The 23,905-nt window shown below is 52.8% G+C and carries 24 protein-coding genes; 1 reads left to right on the top strand and 23 read right to left on the bottom strand.

The window, feature by feature from the left end; genetic code table 11:
• Positions 1-2: 2 nt before the first annotated feature.
• The 6 genes from D3P07_RS05005 to D3P07_RS04980 all read right to left on the bottom strand — a co-directional run bounded on the left by D3P07_RS05005 (position 3) and on the right by D3P07_RS04980 (position 6,405).
• On the bottom strand, positions 3-743 hold the full coding sequence (locus D3P07_RS05005; protein ID WP_259391364.1) for an ABC transporter ATP-binding protein: 741 nt from the start codon (positions 741-743) through the stop codon (positions 3-5).
• The gene (locus D3P07_RS05000) at positions 736-1,557 is read right to left on the bottom strand and encodes an ABC transporter permease (RefSeq protein WP_259391363.1); all 822 of its coding nucleotides are present in this window, start codon (positions 1,555-1,557) and stop codon (positions 736-738) included. The genes D3P07_RS05005 and D3P07_RS05000 overlap by 8 nt, the downstream gene beginning before the upstream one ends.
• Positions 1,554-2,072 carry a nitrous oxide reductase accessory protein NosL gene (locus D3P07_RS04995; protein ID WP_119799020.1) on the bottom strand — a complete coding sequence of 173 codons (519 nt, stop codon included), beginning with the start codon at positions 2,070-2,072 and terminating at the stop codon, positions 1,554-1,556. The genes D3P07_RS05000 and D3P07_RS04995 overlap by 4 nt, the downstream gene beginning before the upstream one ends.
• A complete protein-coding gene (locus D3P07_RS04990; RefSeq protein ID WP_119799019.1) occupies positions 2,069-3,391 on the bottom strand; it encodes a right-handed parallel beta-helix repeat-containing protein in 1,323 nt (440 codons plus the stop codon). The genes D3P07_RS04995 and D3P07_RS04990 overlap by 4 nt, the downstream gene beginning before the upstream one ends.
• The gene (locus D3P07_RS04985; RefSeq protein WP_119799957.1) at positions 3,388-3,747 is read right to left on the bottom strand and encodes a putative periplasmic lipoprotein; all 360 of its coding nucleotides are present in this window, start codon (positions 3,745-3,747) and stop codon (positions 3,388-3,390) included. The genes D3P07_RS04990 and D3P07_RS04985 overlap by 4 nt, the downstream gene beginning before the upstream one ends.
• 261 nt (positions 3,748-4,008) lie before the next feature.
• Positions 4,009-6,405: a glycoside hydrolase family 9 protein gene (locus D3P07_RS04980; RefSeq protein ID WP_119799018.1), complete on the bottom strand. Its 2,397-nt coding sequence runs from the start codon at positions 6,403-6,405 to the stop codon at positions 4,009-4,011.
• 402 nt (positions 6,406-6,807) lie between these two features.
• On the opposite strand from D3P07_RS04980, the gene D3P07_RS04975 reads away from it, so the two are divergent.
• Positions 6,808-7,140, top strand: a complete 333-nt coding sequence (locus tag D3P07_RS04975) for a Rossmann-fold NAD(P)-binding domain-containing protein (RefSeq protein WP_147384481.1) — start codon at positions 6,808-6,810, stop codon at positions 7,138-7,140.
• A gap of 22 nt (positions 7,141-7,162) precedes the next feature.
• On the opposite strand, the gene D3P07_RS04970 is transcribed toward D3P07_RS04975, so the two are convergent.
• The 17 genes from D3P07_RS04970 to D3P07_RS04890 all read right to left on the bottom strand — a co-directional run bounded on the left by D3P07_RS04970 (position 7,163) and on the right by D3P07_RS04890 (position 23,337).
• Positions 7,163-7,504 (bottom strand): DUF1801 domain-containing protein, encoded by a 342-nt coding sequence (locus D3P07_RS04970; RefSeq protein WP_119799016.1) that lies wholly within the window; start codon positions 7,502-7,504, stop codon positions 7,163-7,165.
• A 17-nt stretch (positions 7,505-7,521) separates the two neighbouring features.
• Positions 7,522-7,953, bottom strand: a complete 432-nt coding sequence (locus D3P07_RS04965; RefSeq protein WP_119799015.1) for a YciI family protein — start codon at positions 7,951-7,953, stop codon at positions 7,522-7,524.
• Positions 7,953-9,239, bottom strand: a complete 1,287-nt coding sequence (locus D3P07_RS04960) for an RNA polymerase sigma factor (RefSeq protein WP_119799014.1) — start codon at positions 9,237-9,239, stop codon at positions 7,953-7,955. Before D3P07_RS04960 ends, D3P07_RS04965 begins: the two co-directional genes overlap by 1 nt.
• Positions 9,236-9,670, bottom strand: a complete 435-nt coding sequence (locus D3P07_RS04955) for a YciI family protein (RefSeq protein WP_119799013.1) — start codon at positions 9,668-9,670, stop codon at positions 9,236-9,238. Before D3P07_RS04955 ends, D3P07_RS04960 begins: the two co-directional genes overlap by 4 nt.
• 191 nt (positions 9,671-9,861) lie before the next feature.
• Positions 9,862-10,668: an alpha/beta fold hydrolase gene (locus D3P07_RS04950; protein ID WP_119799012.1), complete on the bottom strand. Its 807-nt coding sequence runs from the start codon at positions 10,666-10,668 to the stop codon at positions 9,862-9,864.
• A gap of 182 nt (positions 10,669-10,850) precedes the next feature.
• On the bottom strand, positions 10,851-12,050 hold the full coding sequence (cntE, locus tag D3P07_RS04945) for a staphylopine family metallophore export MFS transporter CntE (protein WP_119799011.1): 1,200 nt from the start codon (positions 12,048-12,050) through the stop codon (positions 10,851-10,853).
• Between the two features lie 52 nt (positions 12,051-12,102).
• Positions 12,103-12,828, bottom strand: a complete 726-nt coding sequence (locus D3P07_RS04940; RefSeq protein WP_119799010.1) for an ABC transporter ATP-binding protein — start codon at positions 12,826-12,828, stop codon at positions 12,103-12,105.
• Positions 12,815-13,642, bottom strand: a complete 828-nt coding sequence (gene cntD, locus D3P07_RS04935) for a staphylopine uptake ABC transporter ATP-binding protein CntD (RefSeq protein ID WP_119799009.1) — start codon at positions 13,640-13,642, stop codon at positions 12,815-12,817. Before cntD ends, D3P07_RS04940 begins: the two co-directional genes overlap by 14 nt.
• Before the next feature lies 1 nt (position 13,643).
• Positions 13,644-14,540, bottom strand: coding sequence for a staphylopine uptake ABC transporter permease subunit CntC (gene cntC / locus D3P07_RS04930; RefSeq protein WP_119799008.1), 897 nt, complete (start codon positions 14,538-14,540; stop codon positions 13,644-13,646).
• Positions 14,537-15,472, bottom strand: a complete 936-nt coding sequence (gene opp1B, locus D3P07_RS04925) for a nickel/cobalt ABC transporter permease (RefSeq protein WP_119799007.1) — start codon at positions 15,470-15,472, stop codon at positions 14,537-14,539. The genes cntC and opp1B overlap by 4 nt, the downstream gene beginning before the upstream one ends.
• An 18-nt stretch (positions 15,473-15,490) precedes the next feature.
• Entirely contained in the window at positions 15,491-17,086 is a 1,596-nt protein-coding gene (gene cntA / locus D3P07_RS04920; RefSeq protein WP_119799006.1) for a staphylopine-dependent metal ABC transporter substrate-binding lipoprotein, read from the bottom strand.
• 171 nt (positions 17,087-17,257) lie between these two features.
• Positions 17,258-17,659, bottom strand: coding sequence for a hypothetical protein (locus tag D3P07_RS04915; RefSeq protein WP_119799005.1), 402 nt, complete (start codon positions 17,657-17,659; stop codon positions 17,258-17,260).
• A gap of 34 nt (positions 17,660-17,693) precedes the next feature.
• A complete protein-coding gene (locus D3P07_RS04910; protein WP_119799004.1) occupies positions 17,694-18,077 on the bottom strand; it encodes a DUF1801 domain-containing protein in 384 nt (127 codons plus the stop codon).
• 52 nt (positions 18,078-18,129) lie between these two features.
• A complete protein-coding gene (uvrA, locus tag D3P07_RS04905; RefSeq protein ID WP_119799003.1) occupies positions 18,130-21,051 on the bottom strand; it encodes an excinuclease ABC subunit UvrA in 2,922 nt (973 codons plus the stop codon).
• Positions 21,048-22,004, bottom strand: coding sequence for a nucleotidyltransferase domain-containing protein (locus D3P07_RS04900; RefSeq protein ID WP_119799002.1), 957 nt, complete (start codon positions 22,002-22,004; stop codon positions 21,048-21,050). Before D3P07_RS04900 ends, uvrA begins: the two co-directional genes overlap by 4 nt.
• A gap of 177 nt (positions 22,005-22,181) precedes the next feature.
• A complete protein-coding gene (locus D3P07_RS04895; protein ID WP_119799001.1) occupies positions 22,182-22,679 on the bottom strand; it encodes a P-loop NTPase family protein in 498 nt (165 codons plus the stop codon).
• A gap of 13 nt (positions 22,680-22,692) precedes the next feature.
• Positions 22,693-23,337, bottom strand: a complete 645-nt coding sequence (locus D3P07_RS04890; protein ID WP_119799956.1) for a formylglycine-generating enzyme family protein — start codon at positions 23,335-23,337, stop codon at positions 22,693-22,695.
• Between the last annotated feature and the right edge of the window lie 568 nt (positions 23,338-23,905).

Here is a 23,905-nt window from a genome sequence, read left to right as displayed (position 1 = left end):
CCCTACACCCCGCTTCCATGCGCAGAAGATAGGCCGAATAATTGCCCGAATGCTTCATGCAGGCCAGCATCGCCATACGCGGCGCGAATATCCTCCCTGCGTCCATCCAGTACGATATGTCCGTCTCGCAAAAACACAATCCGGTCCGCCAGCGCCTCGGCAATCTGCAGCTGATGCGTCGAGAACAAGATCGTTTGACCGCGGGCTGACGCCTCCCGCACCAATCCGACGAATGACTCCATCCAGTATGGGTCAAGCCCGTTCGTCGGTTCATCCATCATCATAAGCGGAGGTTCAGCCAGCATGGCTTGGGCGAATAATACGCGCTGGCGCATCCCCTTGGAGAAAGAGGCGACCGGCTTGCTCCCCGTATCCGACAGTCCGACCAAGTCCAGCGCATCCGCCGCGCTTTTCTTGCCCAGTCCACGCAGCTTGGCCCAGAAAATCATCGTATCCATCGCAGTCAGCCCCGGTGTGAAGCGGTAATCATCCGGCATAAAGCCAATCTGGCGGGCATACCGCCGTCTGTCGTCCCCCCAGCGCAGTCCATTGACCGCTATTGTACCCGAGGTAGGACGCATAATCCCCGCCAGCATGCGCAGCAGCGTGCTCTTGCCCGCGCCATTGCCGCCGCACAAGGCGACCGATTCGCCTCGTGAGATGCTTAGATGAAGCTCTTCTATGACGGTTTTGCCCTTAAAGGACTTGTGCACCTTGTCCATATGAACAAAAGTCTCAAACACGCCCTCTCCTCCTTTCCCACACCACATACGCAGCCGCCAGCGTCATGCCGATCCAGGCAACTGCGCCCGCCGCGAATACCGGCATCCCCCAGGAAGAGCCGATCCAGGCCATCCAGTCGTAATACTCGGGACCGAGGGTAGAGCCTCCCCCCAGCTTCACAACGGTGAACAAGCGGGTCAATTCCGCCGGATTCAAAAAAGTCAGGGCGACGACGGACGGTTTGATCCACATATACGGCATCATGCCCAGCGCCGCAATAAGGAGAGACGGCCAAGCGATGATGGCGAAAAACCAGACGCCCACCGATATAGTGAGCGCCTGCCACCGATTGCGCGCTAACGTGCCGACCATCATGGAGATGCCGAGAAAAAACAACGACAGCATAACCGAAAAAAAGAGCAGACGGACATACGTGAACGTGTCCCACCCTCCGCCCAACAGCCAACCAGCGACGCCGGAGATGCCAAAGCCCATCGCGACAACGGCCAGCATAACCGCAGCAAGCCCGATATACTTGCCGATCAGGAATGCTCCCGTCCCTAGCGGATAGGTCGACAATAGCTCCCAGTTGCCTTCCTCCTTCTCGCCCGTTAAGGAGAACGAACCAAGCATAAGCGCCATTAATGGCAGCAGATAGAGCGCCAAATTCAGCATCGTGCCGCTCATGCCGGAATAGCCTTTCACATATCCTTGCGAGTGAATCAATAGCAGGCTAAGCATAAATAGTGCAAAAAGGGCCGTAAAGGAATAGGCCCATGGATTGCGAAAACCGATTTTCATTTCTCTAGCTGCTACATATGCCGTCTCCGTCACGACGCATGTCCTCCGTCCTCATGACCATGCATATCTCCCATATCCATCATCTCGCGGTTAACCTCCCACGAATGACTGGACAATTCTTCGGCTGTCATCAGCGTACCCTCACCTTGCTCGGCGATGTAGGCTTCCGCATCCGCTTTCTTCTCAAAGGATACGATCCCATATGCCATCGGCGTTTTGTAGTTGGCGTCGTAAGCGTAATAAGCTTTTTCATAACGGAGCCATTGCTTGCTGTTATAATCGCGAACAAACTCTGCTCCGATCGTATCGGTTCCGTTTTCCGTCTTCCATTGATTCAGGCAGCCGATATCGTCAAACTTCAGTGATTGCCCGTCCTTCGTAACGATTTGCGTAGCATATTGGTCGTCCTTTATAGCCATCTTGCAGATGGCGCATACATCCGTTTCTTCATTAATCGCCTGCGGCTCGTACTTCTCCCCGCCGCAAGCGGCAAGCAGCATAAGCATCGCTGCCAAGCCTACCAATAAAAACCCCATTCTCTTTTTCATTCTTTTTCTCTCCTCATCCTATAAAATAGTGCACACGAACCAAGCAGCAGCACAAATCCGATCATGCCGGGAGCTGATCGGCTGGAGTTTTGCTCACCCAGTTTCATATCAAAGGGCGGAGCCATAAGCGGCTCTCCATCATAGGACCAGTTGGCCCGATCTGTCTGAAAGAGCTCCTCCAGGAACACCATGCCTGGCGATTGAAAAAACAGCTGAAACGGCGCTCGTTTTTGCGTCAGGCTCTGGAAAAAGGGATTGATCGCATAGGTCAGATCGCTATAACCGTCTCCGTCCGCATCAACGCCCCGGAAGCTGTCCCAATAATTTCCGCTCAAATCATTGTCATGGCTGTCGCGCGCTTGCGCGTCCGAGACGTTGCCCAGAAACAAATGATTAGAGAAAGAATTTCCGGAAGAGCTGATTAATTGCAGGCCGATAAAGTTGTAAGACACCAGGTTCTGCTCCAGCCGATTGCCCGTGGATTGCTCTACATAAAAACCTACCCGGTTGCCCTCCACGATGTTGCCCGCGAACACAGAATCATGAGCATCATAGAGCAATATGCCCTGTGAATTCACATTTTCGCTTTGCTTGGAAAAGCGGTTGTCGCGAACCTCAACCCGGCGGGCCGTCATTACCATTGCACCCGTTACATTCAGCTTGCCTTCATTGCGTTCTATCACGGTTCCCTCGGTATACATGCAGTGAACGCCGTAACGGGAGCGCTCGATCAGGTTGCCAGATACAACGGCATCATCGCTGTTCTCCATATAAATTCCATCATGCACATCCGATATGCGGTTATCAGTCAAGCTCCAGCGATGGGCATTGTACAGATCAATACCGTTGCCCTTGCTGGCCGTGCGCACCCCATCTACAGCCCATTCAATTGTCGTGCGGGCAATCTCCCCGTCATCCGCATCACGCACGGCGATGCCGTCTGCTCCCGTTCGGATGTACAACCCATCAAGCCGGGTGCCGCTCCCTGCAACCCATATAGTCGGCTCTTCCTTAAGCACTTCATCCTCAATGCGCAGGCCCTCGACCCTCACTCCGCTAGCCTCGATACGCAGTGCAGATTGCTCGGTGTCATTGCGCAAAATAACTTCGCCTTCCCTTGCGGCCTTCACAGTAAGCGGCTTATCAATCGTTACAGCCCCTTTGTATACCCCCGGCTCGAGCTCAATCGTCTCGCCGGGACTAGCCGCGTCCACGATAGATTGCAAGCTCACGGCTTCGGCATGAACAGACCCGGGAAGCAACCACAGCGGGACGGCTGCCAGGATCAGAATGCTCCACCTCAAGAGAGATGGGATCATTTGACCTCCACCCATACCTTCTCCGTCAAATGAATGTCATCTACATAAAGATGAATATATACCGTCTGAATGCCCTTCTCAGGGAAGGTGAACGAACCCGTAAATGCGCCTCCGCCTTCATTGACCGCATCTACTAGAACAGGCTTCGCTTCCGTTCGGAAGTCAAAGGTGACGTTCGCATCATCCGATACCGTCATACCCGTGAACGTGGCGCGAAGCGCTGCCGGGCTGCCCGCTGTGATCACCTCCGGCGTCGTCGTCAGCTTGGCTTCAACATTTTCCAGATCGACAGGCTGCTCGCTTGAGCAACCGACGAGAGCCAGGACAAAGACGAAAAAGACTATAATTTGCTTCATGTTCATGCTCCACATACCATCACCACCTTGGCCTCTCTGTTGCAACAATCCGATTGTAGCAATAAGGCCTCTCTGTTTCCTATGACTCTTTCGAGTCATTCTTGGCTGGAAGTTCGACAGTATTGTGACTCCTTGCATTGATGCTAAGCTTGCGCATCCAATTCCCCTATATCGAAAAAAGCCCCTGACGGAATGGAATAACCGCCCGCCGGGGCTTACATGATGATATATACTTTTTTAATAGAGCAGTTTAAGCCGCTCCTACTTTTGCTTGTCATAGGCGTAGAGATCCGCCACCAGCGTCATCCACTTGCCCGCCAGTCCGACCCACACTTCCTTGTAGGTCGCGCTGTTCATCTGCGGCCAATACGGGACATCCTCGTTCTCGAAGGTTTGAATGCCTACCGGAATTTCGCCGACCATCTCGCCGCTCAAGACGGTATATTGCTGGGCAAAGTTATAGCCTTCTCCGTACATAAGAGATTGGTTGAACGGGTTTTTGCCCACGATCCAGTGCAGCTGCTCCTCCGCGATCTGGATGAGCTTCTGATCATTCAATAGAATACCCGCCAGCGCCGCAGCCTTGCCTGTAGATAATACAATCGCATTGTTGCCCTTGAAGGAGAACCAGACAGGGAATCGCTTCAAGTAATACTCATCATTCAAGCGAACGGCCTGCTGAAGCTGCTCGCCATATTGCTCCTTGGCTTGGTCGCCCACAAGCAAGTGCTGGACGTCGAAGCTCGCCTGATCCTTATGCTCGTCGATATGATAGATGCCGCTTGCAATCATCGGATATGGCGCCGTATAGGCTGTCAGGAACTTGATATAGGAGCCGTAATGCTCCACTGCGCCCATCCAGCTTGCAAGCTTCTCATGATCCGGCTGCGAGCCGATAATTTCGCTCAAGGCCATTAAATAAAGATGCTCTCTTGCCTGGTGGTTGAAGTGCATCACCACTTTTTTCTCCGGATTGCGATAGAAGAAGCCCGACACAACCTCACCCGCATCGGTACGGATGCCTTCCGTCTCTTGGGATGCCATGACATCGTCCAGGTAACGCTCGGCCTTGCGGGCATACTCCTCTTCGCCAGTCAAGCTGAACAGCAAGGAAGCCGCCCATGAAGCGGTAGCCAGGAACAAGCTCTCCGAGGTCATATAGGTATGCTCCCAGAAGATCGGAAGACGGGAGAAGCCGTCCTTCTCGAATTCTTCGACGGCATAGCGGAAGTCCTGTACGGCGACCTGTGCCAGCTTGTCCTTCAGAATATGGCCTTCCTCCATCAGCATGGAGATTTTCGCTTCAATACCGGCACAGAAAAAGTTCTCATACGGATTGTTGTGGACACGGGCATACATATCGTCCATGTTCCCGATTATACCGTCCGACCATATTCGAATACCCGCACTTGTGGCGCGATAGCCGTCGCCGAACCGGGTCTTCAGCAGGAAGTCAACGCCCCACTCCCCTTCTTCTACTAATCGCAGATAGAGCGGCAGGTTATGATCCTTCACCTGCTCCGCCATCTCATACAGCGACAACGCCACCTCAGCCGTCTGCACCAGCTGCTGGGAGACGTCTCCGGCATCATGCCAGCCGCCATTGAAGATGATCATGCCTCCGTTATGCCTCGCCGTAATATCCTCATGACAAGATCCGTGAATGCCATGAATCGGGCAGCCGCAGCGCTCGCAATAGATGAAGTTGAGCGACTTCCAGATGGAATCCTCCCAACGATCCACGCTGTTGCCGATTCGGAACTGCTTCGAGATCAGGTCGCCAATCCGAATGATATAGGTTCCCTCTTCCGCAAGCGGAGTAAAGTCGGCAATGGAGAAGGAGCCGATCGTTGTCTCTGTCCCCTGTACCTGACCGCTAAACTTCTCCTCACCCGTCTCCAGCAGCATGACGCTGAACGAAGCCTCGCGCTTGCCTGCAATGAGAACGGTCTTGGCATGCTCAGGATGATACCCGTTATGCGAGAAGATGACATCTTTATGGCGCGGCTGCCAGCCCTTGGAGATGTTCGGATACTCTACCCTTTCCAGATAGACGTTTTTGATCAAATAGTTAACGGTATCCCCGGTTGCCCGATCTTTGCCGTACATATCGTATTTGAAGCTCAGCTCGGTAATTTCATCCCTCGGCAGATCGGGAATTTCCATCGAGCACTGATTCCACTCTTTATTTTTCAAATTGATCACGTTAAAGCCTTCGCGGTCATACATATCGGGAATTTTAATCTTGCCGTCATTGCGAATAGCTACCTTGATATGAGGATTCGCCATGCCGCTGCAATCCGGGTAGATCTCGAAGGAGATGCGATTGTAGCTCTCCCAGTTCTCATGCTCAAAGGAGCGGTATGCCGCTACTGATCCATATGTGCTGTAGTCGCCATCGCTAGGGGAGCCTTCCGGCCAATGATCCATCAGGTTCGGAGAGGTCAGCTCCAGCATACCGCCTTCTATCAGGCGGGATTCACCGTCGCCTCTATGCTTCCACTGGTCCTCGCCATGCTTCGAGTCCAAGATAACGACACGATCCAGCACCTTCTTCTTCAGGCTGTCCGCTTCAAGCGATGCCCTCTCATCAATCTTGAGCGGCTTATGAATGATATTCGATAATGCGATTTCCTTCTCCAGCTGTTTGGATGCCACTTTCCATTCCCCCTGACACTTGGATGTCAACTTGGTAACGTTACCAAATTTAAATGTTAGAACAGATGCCTAATTAATTGGAGCATAACAAACGCTTGTGGTTGTGTCAATGAAAACAGCATATCGGCCCGTAACATCTGGTTTCTTTCATGATTATTGGAAAAAACCGCCCTTGATGACGTAATTACAGTACCTCCGTGTATATTTTCGTTTGTATACACAATCACGCAGAATAATTTCATTTAGGCGGACATTTGGTACTGTTACCAAATTAAAAATAATGACTCTCTCGTTCTACTATACCGCTTACTTTGACCTTGAAGACCAACGTTTATTCCCCTAAATCCAGCATTGACAGCGCTATATACCGATTTCGTTGAAATTCTTGATCTGCAATCGGCAATGGCAAAAGGCGAGCTGCGGGTCCAACCCGGAGATTGGCGCTTTAACACCGTCACTCACCTTGACCTCGCAGCTGCAATTGCCACGACGCTGGCCAGTCCCGGCCACGAACATCACACGTATGAGTTGACCGCGCCGAAAGCGTGGACCTTCGAGGAACTGGCCGGCGCTCTGTCCGAGCTTGGAGGCAAGCCAGTCTCTGTGGTACAAGACGCTGAGCTTCAGCATTGGATGTTCGGCTTTCTCCGCAGCACCCACACATCCTCCACGACTGGAGATTTGGAGCGGCTGATGGATCGTCCTGCAACAACGCTGAAGGAAAGCATCCGGTAATTTGCCTTGCCTTCGTAAACGGTTAGATGGACGAGGATGCTTGCGCAAGCCATGCAGAGAGCTGATTCGCTTCAATGGCATCCCCTTTGCGGAACTTTCGCGTCTTGCGCTCAGCAGGGCCGTCCCATTCTCCTTCAGGAAGCTCAAGTCCGGTTGCATGGAAGATGGTAAAGCTGACAGCATCCTTGGAGGTGGAAATTACGGCGGCGTACTTTCCGTTTTTCAGAAAATGCGGCTTCTTATACTGCAGACGCTCCTGCGCGTCCGGTATCGCTTGATAGACAACGCTGCGCAGCTCGATGCTCAGTTCTTGCTGCCATGCTTCCTTCAGTCCGTCGATAAAATCCTTGATCTCTTGATTCATAAATACTCTCTCCTTCGTTATGGATGCAATAGACTTAACTGATCTTGCAGATCGGCCTTCATAGCCTGAGTTCTCGCATCTAGCACGTAATCCGTTCTGGATGCCAGCCTTCGAACCTCAATCACATGCTCGCCTTGCTCCGGGGGGAGCGGCATGCGAAGCGCCCACTTCAACGCCTCTTCCTCCGTGTCCACGTCAATGACCGTATAACCGGCAATCCATTCTTGCTCCGGCAAAAAAGGGCCTGATTGCATAGCAGGCGCTCCGCCGCCCGGCGGGAATACAACTCTTATTCCGCTTGAGCTTGGCAGCAGCTCTTCCGCAGACAGGAAAACGCCTGCATCCTGCAGGTTCTTCAAGAAGGCGTCTTTCGCTCCGGAATGTTCCCTGCCGTCCCGTATCCCCGCCTCAAAATAACCCGTTGCTTTTACCATGACCATAAAACGCATCAATCAACACCGCCTCTACTCCGTGCTTGGCATTTCTGCTTGCATTCGGCTGCACGCTCCGACAGCAGCATCCGCTCCCGCTCGTTCCTCGTCATGCCCGCTGCGCGCTCAAACTCCACAATGGCTTCCTCATATCGTTCCAGCTTCATCAGCAGATCGCCGCGCACGCTTGGCAGCAAATGATACCCATATAGCAGGGGCTCGTTATGCAGCGCATCGACAATCTGAAGTCCGAATGCAGGACCAAAAGCCATGGACACGGCAACCGCACGGTTCAACTCCACAATCGGCGAATACGAGATTCGCGACAGCGCTTCATACAGAGCCGCTATCCGGATCCAATTCGTATCCTCCACCGACACAGCCTCTGCATGGCAGGCGGCAATCGCCGCCTGGAGCGAGTATGGCCCTAGCGTCCTGCCATGCCTCCGGCTGCGCTCCAGCGCCGCAAGCCCGCGGCGGATAAGCAGACGATCCCACAGGGAGCGATTCTGATCCTTGAGAAGAACAGGCTCTCCACCTGCGCCTACTCTTGTTTTCAAGCGAGAGGACTGGATCTCCATAAGAGCGACCAGCCCGTGCACCTCCGGCTCATCCTGGGCGATCTCGGCAAGAACGCGTCCCAGCCTTAACGCTTCCTGGCATAGAAGAGGACGTATCCAGTTCTCTCCCGAAGTAGCGGAATACCCTTCGTTGAACATGAGATAGATGACTTCCAGCACAGCGGAGAGCCGCTCCTTCAGCTCCTCGCCCTCTGGCGCCTCGAACGGAACCCGCTTGGCGTTCAGCGTCCGCTTGGCTCGTACAATACGCTGGGCAATGGTCGCCTCGGCCACAAGGCAAGACCGGGCGATCTCATCCGTCGTAAGCCCGCAGAGCAATCGCAGCGTCAGCGCTACGCGAGCCTCCGGCGACAATACCGGATGGCAGGTGAGGAAGATCAGACGCAGGAGATCATCGCCGATCTCCCCGTCTATCGCCCCGTCAATATCCGCCTCGGTGTACAAGCTGGCATGGCGGGCAAGCTCCTCGTACTTCCGCTCGCCGACCTTGTTCCTCCGCAGCAGATCGATGGCGCGCCGCTTGGCTGTCGTCATCAGCCAGGCGCCCGGATTATCCGGGATGCCGCTCTCCGGCCACCGTTCCAGCGCAATAACCAGAGCGTCCTGCGCCAAGTCCTCCGCCAGTCCGACATCGCGCACCATGCGGGTAAGGCTTGCAATCAGCTTTGGCGATTCCATGCGCCAGATCGCATCAATGGTGCGATGGGCTGATGCGCGGCTCACGCGTTCCTCTGCTGCTCCACTTGCTTCCGAAGCGCCGCTTCCTTCGCCAATGTCTCAGGGTCCTCCATCAAGTCCTCGACATCGAATACCTGTCTAAGCTCAATCTCGCCTTGTCCGAATCCATGCGGGTCCGGCATGCGCAGCGCCCACTCGATTGCTTCTTCCCGCGACTTGACCTCGATGAGCGTGTACCCCGCAATTAATTCCTTCGCTTCGGTAAAAGGACCGTCGGTCACCTTCGGCTTCCCGCCCGGTTCCGGGTAGGAGATCCGAATGCCGTTCGAGCTTGGCTGCAAGCCGTCTGCCGCAAGCAGCACTCCCGCCTTAACCAATTCCTCGTTGTACTTCTGCATAGCATCAATGAGCTCCTGGCTAGGCATTGCTCCGGCTTCTGAATCCGCAGTCGCTTTTACAATCATCATAAATCTCATATCTATTCCTCCCAAAATGTTGATCAGCATCGCTATCCAGTCCTTAGACCGTTATTTCTGGATGCTTCTATCTACACAACGAATCATGATTGATTAAATCGACAGATTCGGAATTTTTTTTATACCAACTATGTTACTATTTTTGACAACCGTTGTATGCATCCTTCTAAACCGAATGACCGTCACGTTACTTATGCTAGAAAAAAGGCCTCCAGCTCTGAAGCGATCATGGCTGCGTTCAACTTTTTCGTATGGCCGAGCCCTTTCTTGCTGACAAGTCTCGCATTTGGGAGAACGGCGGCCGTCGCTTGAGCGCCCCGGCGCAGAGAAGCCGGGCTTTCCGTACCCTCCAGCACCAGCGCAGGCATCGCAACCCCTTGCCACATCGCAGGAGACAGCGGCTTGCCCTCCATATGCCCGTCCAGCAATGCCGCATCGTACGGCAGCGTGTGGGCCAGCCCCGTTAGCGTGGACCATACGCCCGGCATCAAGCGCATCAGACGGACGACGAACACAGGCGCTCCCATCCCTTTGGTCATAAAGTAGCGGACCGCCTCCGCCCGCTTCCCAGCGGCAACCAGCTCCGTCACCTGTCTTGCAAACCCCTCAGGAACGATCCTGTCGGCCTTATCTACGACAAACGGCGGCTCGTGCAACACCAGCTTCTTCATCTGCACGCCTCTAGCAGCGGCCTGCATACATAGAACGGCGCCCGAGGACAATCCCCACACATAGGCCGATCCGCCTGCCGCTTGAATCATAGCCTCCAAATCTTCGATTTCTCTCTCTATCTCGTAAGGCTTCGCATCTCCGCTATCGCCGCGGCCTCTGCGATCATAGTTATATACAGTGAATCGTCCTGACAGCAGGGCTGCAAGCTTGGCCACATCCGCGAATTTGCGATAGCCGAATGCTCCCGATATCAATATGAGCGCAGGGCCCTTTCCTGTCTGGTCATAAGCGATCTTCGTTCCGTCCTTCGATATTGCGTAATGCATGCGCATTCCTCCTGAATATAAACTGGCTTCTATGTACACGACGAATGAATAACGAATAAATCGACACGATGATTTTATTTCATAAGAAAAAAGTTTGCAATCGTACAATTCGAATAAAAATAGCCCGCTATTCAAAGAATAGCAGGCTCGTCCATTCTATTAATTTAGTTGTACCCGCAGCGTTAATGTTCCTTCATCTTCAAAGGCTTAACGTTCCGGTCGAAAGCAACAACCGCCATCCCCGCGCTTAGAATCGCGCACATCATATACATGAAAGAATAAGAGAACCAGTCCGATACCGTACCCATTACGATAGCGCCCAGCGATACGCCCATATCAGCCGTCGCGATAAACAAACCCATCAGAACATTGCGGTTCTCCTTGGGCAAGACGAAGCTGAGATAGGTGGTTAGGGCCGGATATAGCAATGCTTGGGCGATGCCCATACTTATCGCCCCGGCATAAAAGGGCACCGCGCCTGACGATGCCGCCAGACTCACACTAAGCGAAGCCACGGCAACCAGCAGCATAGCCGTAATCATGAAAGTAGAATGCCACTTGCCGTCAGAAGGGATTTTTTTGCCGAATAGCAAGCGAACCGCCACGACTGCCGCCGCCTGAATCATCAGAAAGACCGCTGCGCTGCCATCTTGGACATGAACCGCATACAAGGGCACGAAAGCGGTCACCGCTCCGAATACCACAGAAGCGCTTAACATCAGCGAGCTGCTCTTGAACAAAGACGGATTCGTCACAAGCTGGCTAAACGAGGTCCACATGCTAAGCCCTTGCTTCCGCTGCTCACAATCGCCAGCCGCCCGATCCCACTGATGCTCCATACGTACCGAGTAGCCTGCCGCTCCTGTCAATACCGCAATCCCTATCATCACTGCCGCGAGTACGCTCATCTGCCCCGTCTGCCAGATGCCGATCGCCAGCAGAGGCCCGATGATTCCCGGCAAATAAGAGCATAACGAATACATGGATATGCCTTGCGACCGATCCTTGTCAGGTAAGGCGTCAATGAGGCCCAATTGCAGCGCCATTGAGAAAAAAGCTGTACATACCCCTTGCAGCACCCGCGCAACAAAATATCCGCCAAGCCCGGTAAAGGCATATAGCACAAGCGCCACACCATTCAGAAGCAGAATCGCACGCAGCACCTTCACCGGCCCGTGAAATTGGATCAGATAACCTGCCCATGGGCGCAAAAACATCGTCGTGAACAGATAAGCGCCCATAATGATGCCGATTGTCAGGTTGGATGCGCCTGCCGCTTCACCCTTTAGAGGAATGATCACGTTCATAATCGAATTGGCGCTAAAATAAAACAGCGTCAACACATAGAGCCGGAGAAACGGCCAGGACAATGCGCCCTTCACAGCCTTCCCTCCTTCCTCCAGGCACTAGCCTGCAAGCCGCTCCATCGCCTCGTCATAACAAGACCTTGCGCAGCAGCTCTTGCGCGTAGAGAGATTTGACATGCTGTAGATCGGCGGCATCGACCATCTCCTCGATTCGGCCATGCCGGATAATCATAATCCTGTCGCACAAATACGCCGCCGCCTGGATATCGTGAGTGATGAAGATGTAGCCCGTTCCATGCTTCTCTCTCCAGCCCTTTAGCAATTCAAGTACTTGCATCTGCACGGACCCGTCCAACGAGCTGATTGCTTCATCCAGCAAGATGCAAGGCGATCCCGTTGCAACAGCTCTGGCGATGCATACCCGCTGCGCCTCTCCGCCAGATAGCTCATGGGGATACTTCGGCAGATAGGAAGCATCCAGTCCCACCTGCAGCAGCCGCTCTTCGAGCTCATCGTCTGATGCACGGGGCAGCACTTCAAGCATCGCCCGACGGACATGGAAAAACGGATTAATCGATGACGTATAGTCCTGGAATACAGCACTTAGGCCGACTCTTCCCGACCTCCGGCCAGCAACCGGCTTGCCGCCGAATGAGATGATGCCGCTATCCGGCTTCTCAATACCAAGCAAGAGACGCCCCAGCGTCGATTTTCCGCTGCCGCTTTCGCCGATAATGCCGAGACATTCACCTTTCCTCCACTCGAAGCTGATGTCGGTTAACACTTGATGGCGTGAATGACCGAACCAGCCATCTTTGCGGTACGACTTATATACACCCTCAACGTTCAGCAAATCCAGCGCCTCCCATCAGCTTCATGTAATGGTGATGAAGCGGCAGCTTGGAGGCAGCCAGCTGCCGAGTATACGGATGCTCCGCACGGGTGAACAGCTCGCTTGGCGTTCCCTGCTCCACAATTTCCCCGTCCTTCATCACAATGACCTGATCCGCAATGCGCTTCACTGCGCCCAGATCATGGGATACGAACAGCATGCTGCTGCCTGTAAGAACGCGCAGCTGTACGAATTGCTCCATCACCTCGAATTGCGTAACAGCATCCAGCGCCGTAGTCGGCTCGTCGGCAATGATCACATCGGGCTTAAGCGCAAGGGCGAGTGCAATCATCAGCCTTTGCAGCATGCCCCCGGACAGCTCATGCGAATATCGACCCAAGACAACCACAGGATCATTCAGCCCAACGCTCATCAGTGCTTCATGCAGCAGTTCTTCAATCTCCATGCTGCTCCAATCGCCATGTACCGACATTGTATCCCGCAAGTGAGCGCCTACCGGCCGGGAAGGATCGAAAGCGCGCATGCCGTTCTGCATAATCATGCACAGCCGCTTGCCTCTGACGGTGCGCATCTCCTTCTCCGAGAGCCCTGCCAGAGAGATTCCATTCAGGAGGATACTTCCCGACTGGCTTAGCCCGCCTTGCAGAAGCCGAAGAATAGCCTTGCACGTAAGCGACTTGCCGCTGCCGCTCTCCCCGACAATGCCGAGGCATTCTCCCTTCGCCAGACGAAAGGAGCTGTCCGGCACAAGCACCTTGCCGGTGCGGCTCTCCCATATTCTCAAATGCTTCACTTCCAGCACATTCCCTGCCATGCTACACCGCCTCCTTCCGGGCTGCTTTGGCAAGCAAGGCTGCTCCGAAGCCTGCTTTCTTCTGTCGCCCGGCATGCATTAATTTGGGATCCAGCAGCGTCTGCAGCGAATCGGACAAGAAGTTCACTGCCGATACGACAACCATAATCGCAAGGCCTGGCGCCAGCATCAGCTCCGGTCTGGAGAACATGACCGTTCTGGCTTCATTCAGCATCATCCCCCACTCCGCATGCGGCGCCTCAATACCGAGGCCAAGAAACGACAAACCGGAGACTTGCAAGATCATCGAGCCGAACGAGCTGCTGGAGATGACGGCGATATCCGGAAGCGCAACCGGCAGAATATGCTTCGCCATAATCTTGAGGTGGCTCGTACGGAGCGTCTTGGCGAACTGGACATAGGAGGCTTCCGCAACCTGCATAACAGCAGTACGGATCACCCGGGCGAACCATGCCCATTTCATGAGCACAAAAGCTATAAGAATATGGGTTAACCCCGCTCCCAGCATACCCACAACAGCAAGTGTCATCACATACCCCGGGAACGATAGCATACAATCGCAAATTCTCATCAGGACAGCGTCGACCCTCCCTCGAAAGTAACCGGCGGCAAAACCGGCAATCGCCCCGATGCCTACAGATGCGGCCAAAGCCGCAAGCACGCCCAGCACGCTCGGACGTATGCCATAGATGAGACGGGATAACACACAGCGTCCAAGATGATCGTTGCCGAGCCAATATTGCCACGACATCCCTGCGAAACGCAGATCCATATGGACCTCATTCGGCGGATGAGGCGCGATAAGCGGGGCGCACAGGCCGAGCAATAAGGTCGCCGAGATGACAGCAAACGATACAGCCGACCATTTGTCCCTCATAATATGTACAAGCACCTTCATCTTAGTTCCTTCCTCATCTTAGGATTTAACAGGGCATTCATGACGTCTGAAGCCGTATTGAACAGGACAAAAGCGACCGCCAGGATTAAGACATAGGCTTGGATCATCGGGAAATCCCGGCTCAGGATCGATTTGACCGTAAGCGTGCCGAGTCCAGGCCATGCAAAGACGTTCTCCACCACAACCGTACTTCCCAATATAACGGGAATGGCCATTCCGAACACCGATATGGCGACCTGCATGGAATTCCGCAAGATGCTCATCGTTACTTTGCTCTCCGGCAAGCCGCAGGCCCTCCCGTATAAGACGTAATCCTCATTCATATTGCTTAGCATGGAGCTTCGGATCATGCGGAAATAAATGCCTGCATACCCTGCTACGATAACCATAACCGGCAAAATGTAGCTGTTGAGCCCGTTCATCCCGCTGGTCGGCAGCAGATCCAGCCGGACGGCGAGGAGCCAGACGAGCAACGCGGCAAGCCAGTAAGCCGGCATCGAGGATAACAGAAACGACACGCTCCGTACGGAGATATCCAGCCATCTGCCGCTCCGCAAAGCGCAGATGATCCCAAGTCCAATCGACATCAGCATAATCAATACCGAAGAAACCAATGTCAGCTTGACTGTATGGAGAAAAGCGGGCCCTAGCAGCGACCAGACTGGCATTCCCGTAACAAAGGAATGGCCAAAATCAAGCTGAAGGCTAGCAAGCAGCCAATCGGCATATTGGATGAGCAAAGGGCGGTCCATGCCGAGCTTCGCTCTCGTCTCGGCGATGAGTTCTTCCGTCAGAACCGGAACTCCTTGCGCATGGAGCACAACCTCGGCAGGGTCCATAGGAGACAGATGGTTCAGCACAAAAGTCAAAAAGGATATGACCAGCAACAGCGGCAGCGTCATGGCAATTCGCTTAACGATATAATGGCTCATCAGTTTGTCACCCCGGCACTATTCAAAAAACATGCTTTCGAACGGCAGTTCAAATTGCGTTTGCTTGAAGGATACGCCCTTCAGCGAAGCGGGGGCGATAACCGTCACGCTGCCATTCGTAAGCGGGATGAACACCGCCTCGTCATGCACGATCGTTAAGATATCGGCATAAAGTTCCTTTCGTGTATCTTCGTTTGTTGAAATCATCACTTCGTCTATCTTCCGGTACAGCTCCTCCGCCTGTGGAATGCCGCTTGTTGTATGCCGATACGACGACTCTGAGGCAAATGCGGCAATCGTACTTTGGGGATCATAGGCAAGGCCCCAGGTTTGATTGAACAGCAATTCGTAATCACCAGCGGATCTCCGCTTCGCAATGGAGGTGGAATCCTCGCCGACCAGCTCCAGCTTGATGCCACTCTTGAGCGTCTCGCTTTGAAGCAGCTCCGCTTGCGTCTTCTGCGAGGAGGAGTTGACGTCATAATACAGCTTCATCGTTAGCGGAAGTCCGTTCTTTGCCCGAATGTCACTGCCGTCTTCCTTCAGCCACCCGGCCTGCTCCAGCAGCCTAGCTGCCTCGGCCGGATCAAAAGCTCTCTTTTGCAGCTCTACATCGGCATAATGGACGTTAGAGGAGAACAACGTGTCCGCCGCCGACTCTGTTCCGCTGAAGATAGTTCGGCTAATCGTCTCGCGATCGACAGTATGCCAGAGAGCCTCCCGAACCGCCTTCTCGCTGACCGGACTATCCGATCTGCTGCTATTGGCAACAATCATCTTGGTGTTCATGGCTTCGCTGCGGACGATCTGATAGTCTCCGGTTTGCGTCAGCCGCTCCATGGCCTCCACATCGATGCTATCGGCGCCTCTATCATCGGTGAAGACAAAGTTGACTTCTCCCTTCTGAAGAGCCAGCAAAGTCGTCTCGCCCGAAGGCAGCACCTTGGCTGTAATGGCCTTGACTTGCGGCGCCCCGCCCCAATACCGGTCGTTCGCAAGGAAATGGGCGTACTGATCCGTCAGATGCTCAGCCAGTCGATAAGGTCCTGTGCCGTTGTAGCCCGATACGCCATCTTTCGTCTCACCGTTCACAAAGTCATTTGGGGATAGGAATACATAAGGGCGAGTCATAGACAGCTCTAGCAGAGCGGGGTAATACGGTTCATCCAAAGTCAGACGGACCGTATGCTCATCGATGACATCGATGGCGGATAGCTTCGTGGACAGCTTGATCCAAGTATGCTTGCCGGCATTGCGCTGTACGGCTTCGATATTTTGCTTCACGGCTTCAGCGTTAAACGGCGCTCCGTCATGGAACGTTACGTTTTTTCTCAAATGAAAGGTATAGACTGTTCCATCGTCGGATATGTCCCATGATTCTGCAAGCAGGGGCTTAATTCCATCCTTCGTGTGCTCCACCAGCGATTCGTAGACCATCCCTTGTGCGGCCATCGATCCCGAATAGAGATGGGGATTCATATCATTGATATCCTTCGCCGTAGCGTATATGATCTCGCTTGCCCCCTCCGCGCCGGACTTGTTGCTGCTGCATCCAGCCAGCAATGCTATGACCAAAAAAGCAGCCAATAGACCAAGCTTTTGTCGTTTCTTCATTGTTGCACTCTCTCCCTAATAGTAATTATTACGATCATTTTTCATTTTGATTGTAATGATTACTATTATCAATGTCAATAAGAATTTTCATTCCGTCTACATATCATCCGCTTCATCGGATAAACGAACACAAAAAAAAACGACCCCCGAACGGGATCGATTTTTGCTGCTCTACGCCTTAATGTTGACATCAGTCGCGATCCACTTGCCGCCCTTCCAGCGAATGCGCAGATGAACCTCCTCATTGAAGCCAAGCGAACCGTCATTGTAATAATTGCTCACCTTTACACTCGCTACACCAAAAAGATGGATGGGGAAACCGATGATGCCGTAATCATGGTGCTCCGGTTGATAGGAGCCGCTATAGTTGGTCATCCCTCTTGGCACTGGATGCAGCTGCTGATAGACTTCCTCCGTCATATAGTTGGCATATTGCCGTTGCTGATCTGATGACTTCATCCCCATCTCGATGATCTCTTTGCTTCGTTCGCCTATTTGCCAACCGACTACCCCATATAGAATTGCGAATGCTAGAATAACGCCAACGATGATTAATATTAATTTCCTATTCATTCAAATACCCTTCTTTCGGCATCCAAATCTATAACTACGCATCCAGCCACTTGTGAATGACTTCGACTAGCTGCATTTCCTTGGCACGTATATTCTCCATATTGTGCAGCGTGATCAGCGGCCCGCCTGCTGCTCTATCCTTTCCTTTCGCTCCGGTATGGAAGACCAGCAGCAGGCAATCCTGCTTGCGCAGGTTGAATGTAATCCGGTCCTCACCTTCATCATGAAAACTTGGCGCGTTCCATTTGATATGCTCCCCTATTCCCGGACGCGCGCCCTTTATAATGCTGCGAACCGCCTCAATCTCTGGCTTCAGAGGATGCTCCAGCTCTCTCATATAGACTTCCACTTGCTCCGTACCGGATAACTTCGCTTTGCTCCCGCTGGATGAAGCCGCTTCCTTCCGTTTGGCTGGCATGAATCAAACCTCCCTGCTTGCGCATGAATCTATCCATTTATTGTTCAACTGTCTAGTGTGTGAGCTGGCCGTCCTTCACATCGCTCTCTCTCTGATGCGGCTCTAACGAGCGGGCCAGAAACTTCCCGGTAAGCGATCGCTCCACCCGCGCTACCTCCTCAGGCGTGCCCGTTGCCACTACCTGGCCTCCATTGCTCCCGCCGTCAGGACCCATATCGATCACATAATCTGCAACCTTGATCAAATCCAGATGATGCTCAATGACCAGAACCGAATGTCCGGCATCGACAAGCTGCTGGAGGCAATCAATCAGCTTCTGGATGTCGCTAAGATGAAGACCTGTTGTCGGCTCGTCCAGCACGTACAGATTATGGCTGCCCCGCTTCAGCTTGCCCAGCTCATAGGCCAGCTTGATCCGCTGCGCTTCGCCGCCGGAGAGCGTTGTCGAGGATTGCCCCAGCCTCAAGTAGCCAAGACCAAGCTGATGAAGCACCTTCAGCTTATGCTGAAGATAAGTCTGTCCCTCGAAAAAGCCCACCGCTTCTTCAATGCTCATAGCGAGCACATCGGCGATATGCTTGTCCTTAAGCTTAATCTCCAGCACCTCATCCGTGAACCTTGTCCCTTTGCACACTGGACAGATCGCCTCGACATCCGGCATGAACATCAATTGTGTCACAACGATGCCTTCCCCTTGGCAATTCTCGCAGCGTCCGCCATTCTTCTGGTTGAAGCTGAAATCGTTTTTAGTCAGCCTGCTGCCAGCCGCCTCGGCCTCCTCTGCGTACAGCTCACGTATCCGGTCGAACAATCCGACATAGGTCGCCGGGTTGGAGCGAGTGCTCCGTCCGATTGGAGATTGATCAATCGTAATAATGCCTGTCAGATGCTCATGCCCCATTAGCGAGTCATGCTCGCCCGGCTTGATTCGGGCGTCGTGGAAGATGGAGAATAGCTGCTTGCACATCACTTCGTTCACTAACGTGCTTTTGCCTGAGCCCGACACGCCTGTGATGCAGGCAAGAACGCCAAGCGGAATATCCACGTCCACATGCTGCAGATTATTCGCTCGCGCTCCACGAATCTGAATCGCTTTCCCGGTCAATGGCCGCCGCTCAGAAGGAATCCCAATCATCCTTGCGCCGGACAGGTATGCGCCTGTGACCGATTCCGGCGATGCCGCAAGCTGCTCCGCCAAGCCTGCCGCAATCAACTGTCCGCCGCTGATTCCCGGTCCCGGCCCAATCTCGATGATATGATCGGCGCTAAGGATCGTATCCATATCGTGCTCCACAACGATAATGGTATTGCCCAGATCGCGAAGCTTCTTCAGCGTGTTGATCATGCGGTCGCTGTCTCTCGCATGGAGTCCGATGCTGGGCTCGTCGAGCACATACAGCATCCCCATCAGGCCTGAGCTGATCTGGGTAGACAGACGAATACGCTGCGCCTCACCGCCCGATATCGTATCGGATCGCCGGCCGAGGCTAAGATAATGAAGCCCGATATCCAGCAGCAAGTCCAGACGCGTCAGAATCTCCTTCGTAATCTGTTCGCCGACACGGGCCTTCGTATCGCTAAAGGTCAAATGCTCAAGGAAATGCTTCAGCTCGCTCAGCGGCATCACGCTCATCTCATGAATATCGGCGCCGCCGATGCGGACGCAAAGCCGCTGGGGCTTTAGCTTCTTCCCCTCGCAATCTGGACAGGTATGCTCAATCATCATTTTTTTATAGAAATCCGCTTCTCCCTGACTGCCTTGCCGCTTCAAGAACAGCTTGTACCACCAGTTGATGATATGTACGAATCCGGCAAAAGTCATCATCTTGCCGTCATGCCGGAATTGTGTCTTGCTTGAGCTCTCGTCGGCGATAAACGGAAACTTCTCTCCTTTCGTCCCATAAAACAACTTGTCCTGCACAGGTGCTGGCATGTCCTTCAGGGGCACATTCAGATCAAAGCCGTAATGCTTCGCCATGCACTTCACCAGCGACCAGATCCAGGTGCCTTTGCTAGACTTACTGAGCAACTTGGGTTCGATTGCGCCAGCCAGAATGCTTTTATTCTTATCCCGTACCAGAAACCGGGCTTCCGCTCTCATGAACGTGCCAAGGCCGCCGCAGGTTCGGCATGCGCTGTCGTTATCATTAAAGGAGAAATAATGGGGCTGAAGCTCGCCCATCGTCAGATGATGCTCCGGGCAGGCGAATTGGTCGTAGAACTTCTCCGCATCGAATGTCGTGCCATCCGGAACCGCAATAATCTCGAAACGGATGAAGCCCTCGCCGACCAGGCTCAGGCTGTTCTCAATCGTCTTGGTCAGCACCTTATAAATATCTGGGTTGACGATCACCTTATCGACCACAATTTCAATCCGGTAGTCGGCTTCTTCCTCCAGCTCGACATGATCGGTCAGATTGGTGCGCTCGCCGTCAATGAGGAGCGTCCGAAATCCTTTGGCACGGATCTCATCAAAGGTCGTCTCATACGTCTCTCCATACAGCTTGTATAACGGCGCCAGCACCTCCAGCTCTGTCCCTTCAGGCAGCTTCTGAATATGCTCAATCATCTGCAAGGAGGATCGGATCGGAATGGGATGATCGCATAGCGGACAGCTCGCTTCGCCTGCCGAGGCGAACAGCAGCCGCAAGAAATCATAGATATCCGTCATCGTCCCGACTGTAGAGCGCGGATTGAGAATGCCCTTCTTCTGCTCGATGGCAATGACCGGGGAGAGTCCGAATACAAAGTCAACCTCCGGCTTCTTCACCTGGCTCATCCGGCTCTTGGCGTATGTAGACAGCGAATCCAGAAACCGCCGCTGACCCTCGCCATAGATCACATCGAAGGCGAGCGATGATTTGCCCGAGCCGCTAACGCCGGTAATGACCGTTAGCTTGTCCCTCGGGATATTGACGTCGATATTTTTCAAATTGTTTTGCCTGGCTCCGCGCACCTCAATGAATGTTTTCATCCGTTCATCCACATCTCCATTTCATCGTTATCGTACGCATAAGCAGGCTCAAGCAGCGGCACTCTGCTCTTCGGCGTAGCCTTCGTCTCGGATTCCCACTTTGTAATCAAGCCTTGCTCGGCAAGCAAGTCACAAGCAGATGCCATAGGGCCCGCCTCTACCGGGATAAGCATGCGGAATTTCATAAACAGATTCGTAACGGTGCGGATATCCGCCTCTTCCTTCAAGTAGGAAATGATAGGCTGGAACATCGCTTCCGCCCGCTGCTTCAAATAGCCATCAACAAGTCGCAATGTGGCCTCTACCTTGCTCCGATTCACCTCTGCGCCTACCATTTCCGTATAGACCACATTGAAAAAGTCCGGGTTGAAGCGGAGCGCCTGCTGAACGACCTCGCGCATGGGAACTTCCCCCTGAAAGACTACTTCGATCTGGGCCAGCACATCCGCCATCTTGATTACCCATGCGGCGCTGTAGATCATATCGTCCTTGACGTACAGCCATTTCTCCGCTTTGGCAAGCATTCCCAAGGCATGGCAGCCTAGCAGAACAAGATGAAGCTCGCGATCCCGCTTGCCGACATGGCGGATTTGCTCCATATATTCGGTGATCGACTCATCCTTCGTGAACAGCAGCGTGCTTCGCACCAGCATGGAGTGACTGAAGGCGCTTTGCATTGAGCTCTCCATCCAACGCTTGAACTCGTTGCGTGTCTGAATGCTGGCGTTGATTGGAATATCATTTTCGACAAAGCAGGTATAGCCAGTCCCCAGCTTCTGATCATGGACGATCAGCTTGAGATCGATATCCGACTTCTCCCACACCTGATCGTAGGACATGCTGCCGAGCAGAATCGCGGCGATCACCTGGTCATCGCCTTTAATCTTCTCTACAAATCTCTCCAGCGCCTCGCGAAAGACCGCCGTCATCGAGCTTGCATGACTTACTTCCATTCATCCCACTCCTTCTTGGCTGCTATCAAAATGATCCTCTCTACTACAGATGCCATTCACGGCGAAAATTTATCATATTTGTTAACGATTTCATATAATTAGTTAAATAGTACCATCCCGGTTTGGTAAAAAGAAGACAATATCTGCTTCACTCCTTAATAAAAAGGAGCTGCTGATCTATCGCTTCAGCAGCTCCTGCAAATTGTTATTGTGGGACAGCTTGATCATTTTAGATTGATAGCTATGCAGCTTGGCTTCAAATCTCTCTCTATCCCTCTCAAAGTCCCGAGTCCACACATACATCATATACAACATCTTCAAATCGGGATGATAGTGACAAGCCTCGATGCCAAGCTTCTGCTTTAAGAAGCGGGTAAATATTCTGACTCTCCGTCTCCATAACGGCGGATCAAGAAAGATTATTGTGTCAGCCATCTCATACAGGCATTGGTAGGAATCCCTATCAGTCCCCTCAAATATCCAGGTTTCATTGCGATTAATCTCTTCAATCACCACAAGCTGCTCATCCGCTGTACGTTTGATTCGTCCTTCCGGCGTTTGATGATATACCACACAATCCAGCTCATACCAGGGTATACTTATCGTTTGCGACAATTGCTTGGCTAACGTCGTTTTGCCGCTGGCAACGATTCCAATAATGAGGATTTTTTTCATAGGATCGCCTTCATTATAGTAAGGACCTCGCAACACGAAATCCAAGATCATCGATACGGAACGTCGGATGGCTGCGGCGGCGGCATGTCGCTCCGCAGCCTCTGGCTTCCTCCGCCCAGCTCCCGCCACGGAATACTCTATAGGATCCGTAGACGTTCACATCATAGAGATCCCAGCACCACTCCCATACGTTGCCCAGCATATCATGGAGTCCCCATGCGTTAGGCTGCTTGCTGCCTGCCTCCTGCACCTTGCCCCCCGCATTGTCCCGGTACCAAGCGATCGCATCAAGCTCGCCGTATCGGTACCCGGTTGTCCCGGCTTTGCATGCATACTGCCACTCTGCTTCCGTCGGGAGTCGATAGCCATTGGCTTCCAGGTTACAATCGACATGCTCGCCGCCATTTGTAATATAGTATTCTTGCAGACCCGACTCCCGGGAAAACAAATTGCAAAAAAGGATGGCCTCCTCCCATGACACTTCCACTACCGGGGCTCTAAGACGGACATCCGATCCAATAGGCCGTTGCACAACAGCGCAATACAACTCATTCGTAACCGGAACCGGTGCGAGCATAAAGGAATTCACCTGCTCCATCCATTGCGTCTTTTTCCGATCGTCCCTTAAGGCGACCTCTCCTGCTGCAATCTTTATCATCGGATAATGAGCATAACTATCCTTTGCAACTGACAACGTTATTTCTCCCCTTCAACCCGACGTGTCTCCATACTCTCATGCAACTCTATTACACGAGTCTCCTTCTATCAATCCATAAAGAATACACAAAATTTACTTATGTTGTCAAAAAAACAGCCTCTGGGGCTGCCGATTCATTGTTTAATTTAAGATTTGGAACGCAGTCTGCGTCTCTTCCGGTTCCCAATTTTGATCCATACTTCCCGATCACCGTCCCTGAACAGGCGGATACCTACATATCTTAGGGGCGTCCAGATTTCGCTGAAATAATAATGCGGCATGATAATCATTCCTTTACTCCAAAGGTCCAACCACTTTTCTTAACCTTATGCAGCAAGTCCAATTGTCATGTTATTTCAAGGAAATTGTCTTAAGTCAGTATAATAAAAAGCCAACCAGCAGTGATATGCTCCCCTTTAGGTAGACAGGTGAAATAATAAAACCTGTTTATCAAGGGGAGTTTTTTTTCATGTCCAAAATAAATGAGTACTGCGTGGAAGAGAAATTAGCCATTTTGAAGGAGCATGAA

It is taken from the genome of Paenibacillus sp. 1011MAR3C5 (assembly GCF_003591485.1).
Lineage (GTDB): Bacteria > Bacillota > Bacilli > Paenibacillales > Paenibacillaceae > Pristimantibacillus.
This window is presented reverse-complemented; position numbering and strand designations above follow the sequence as displayed.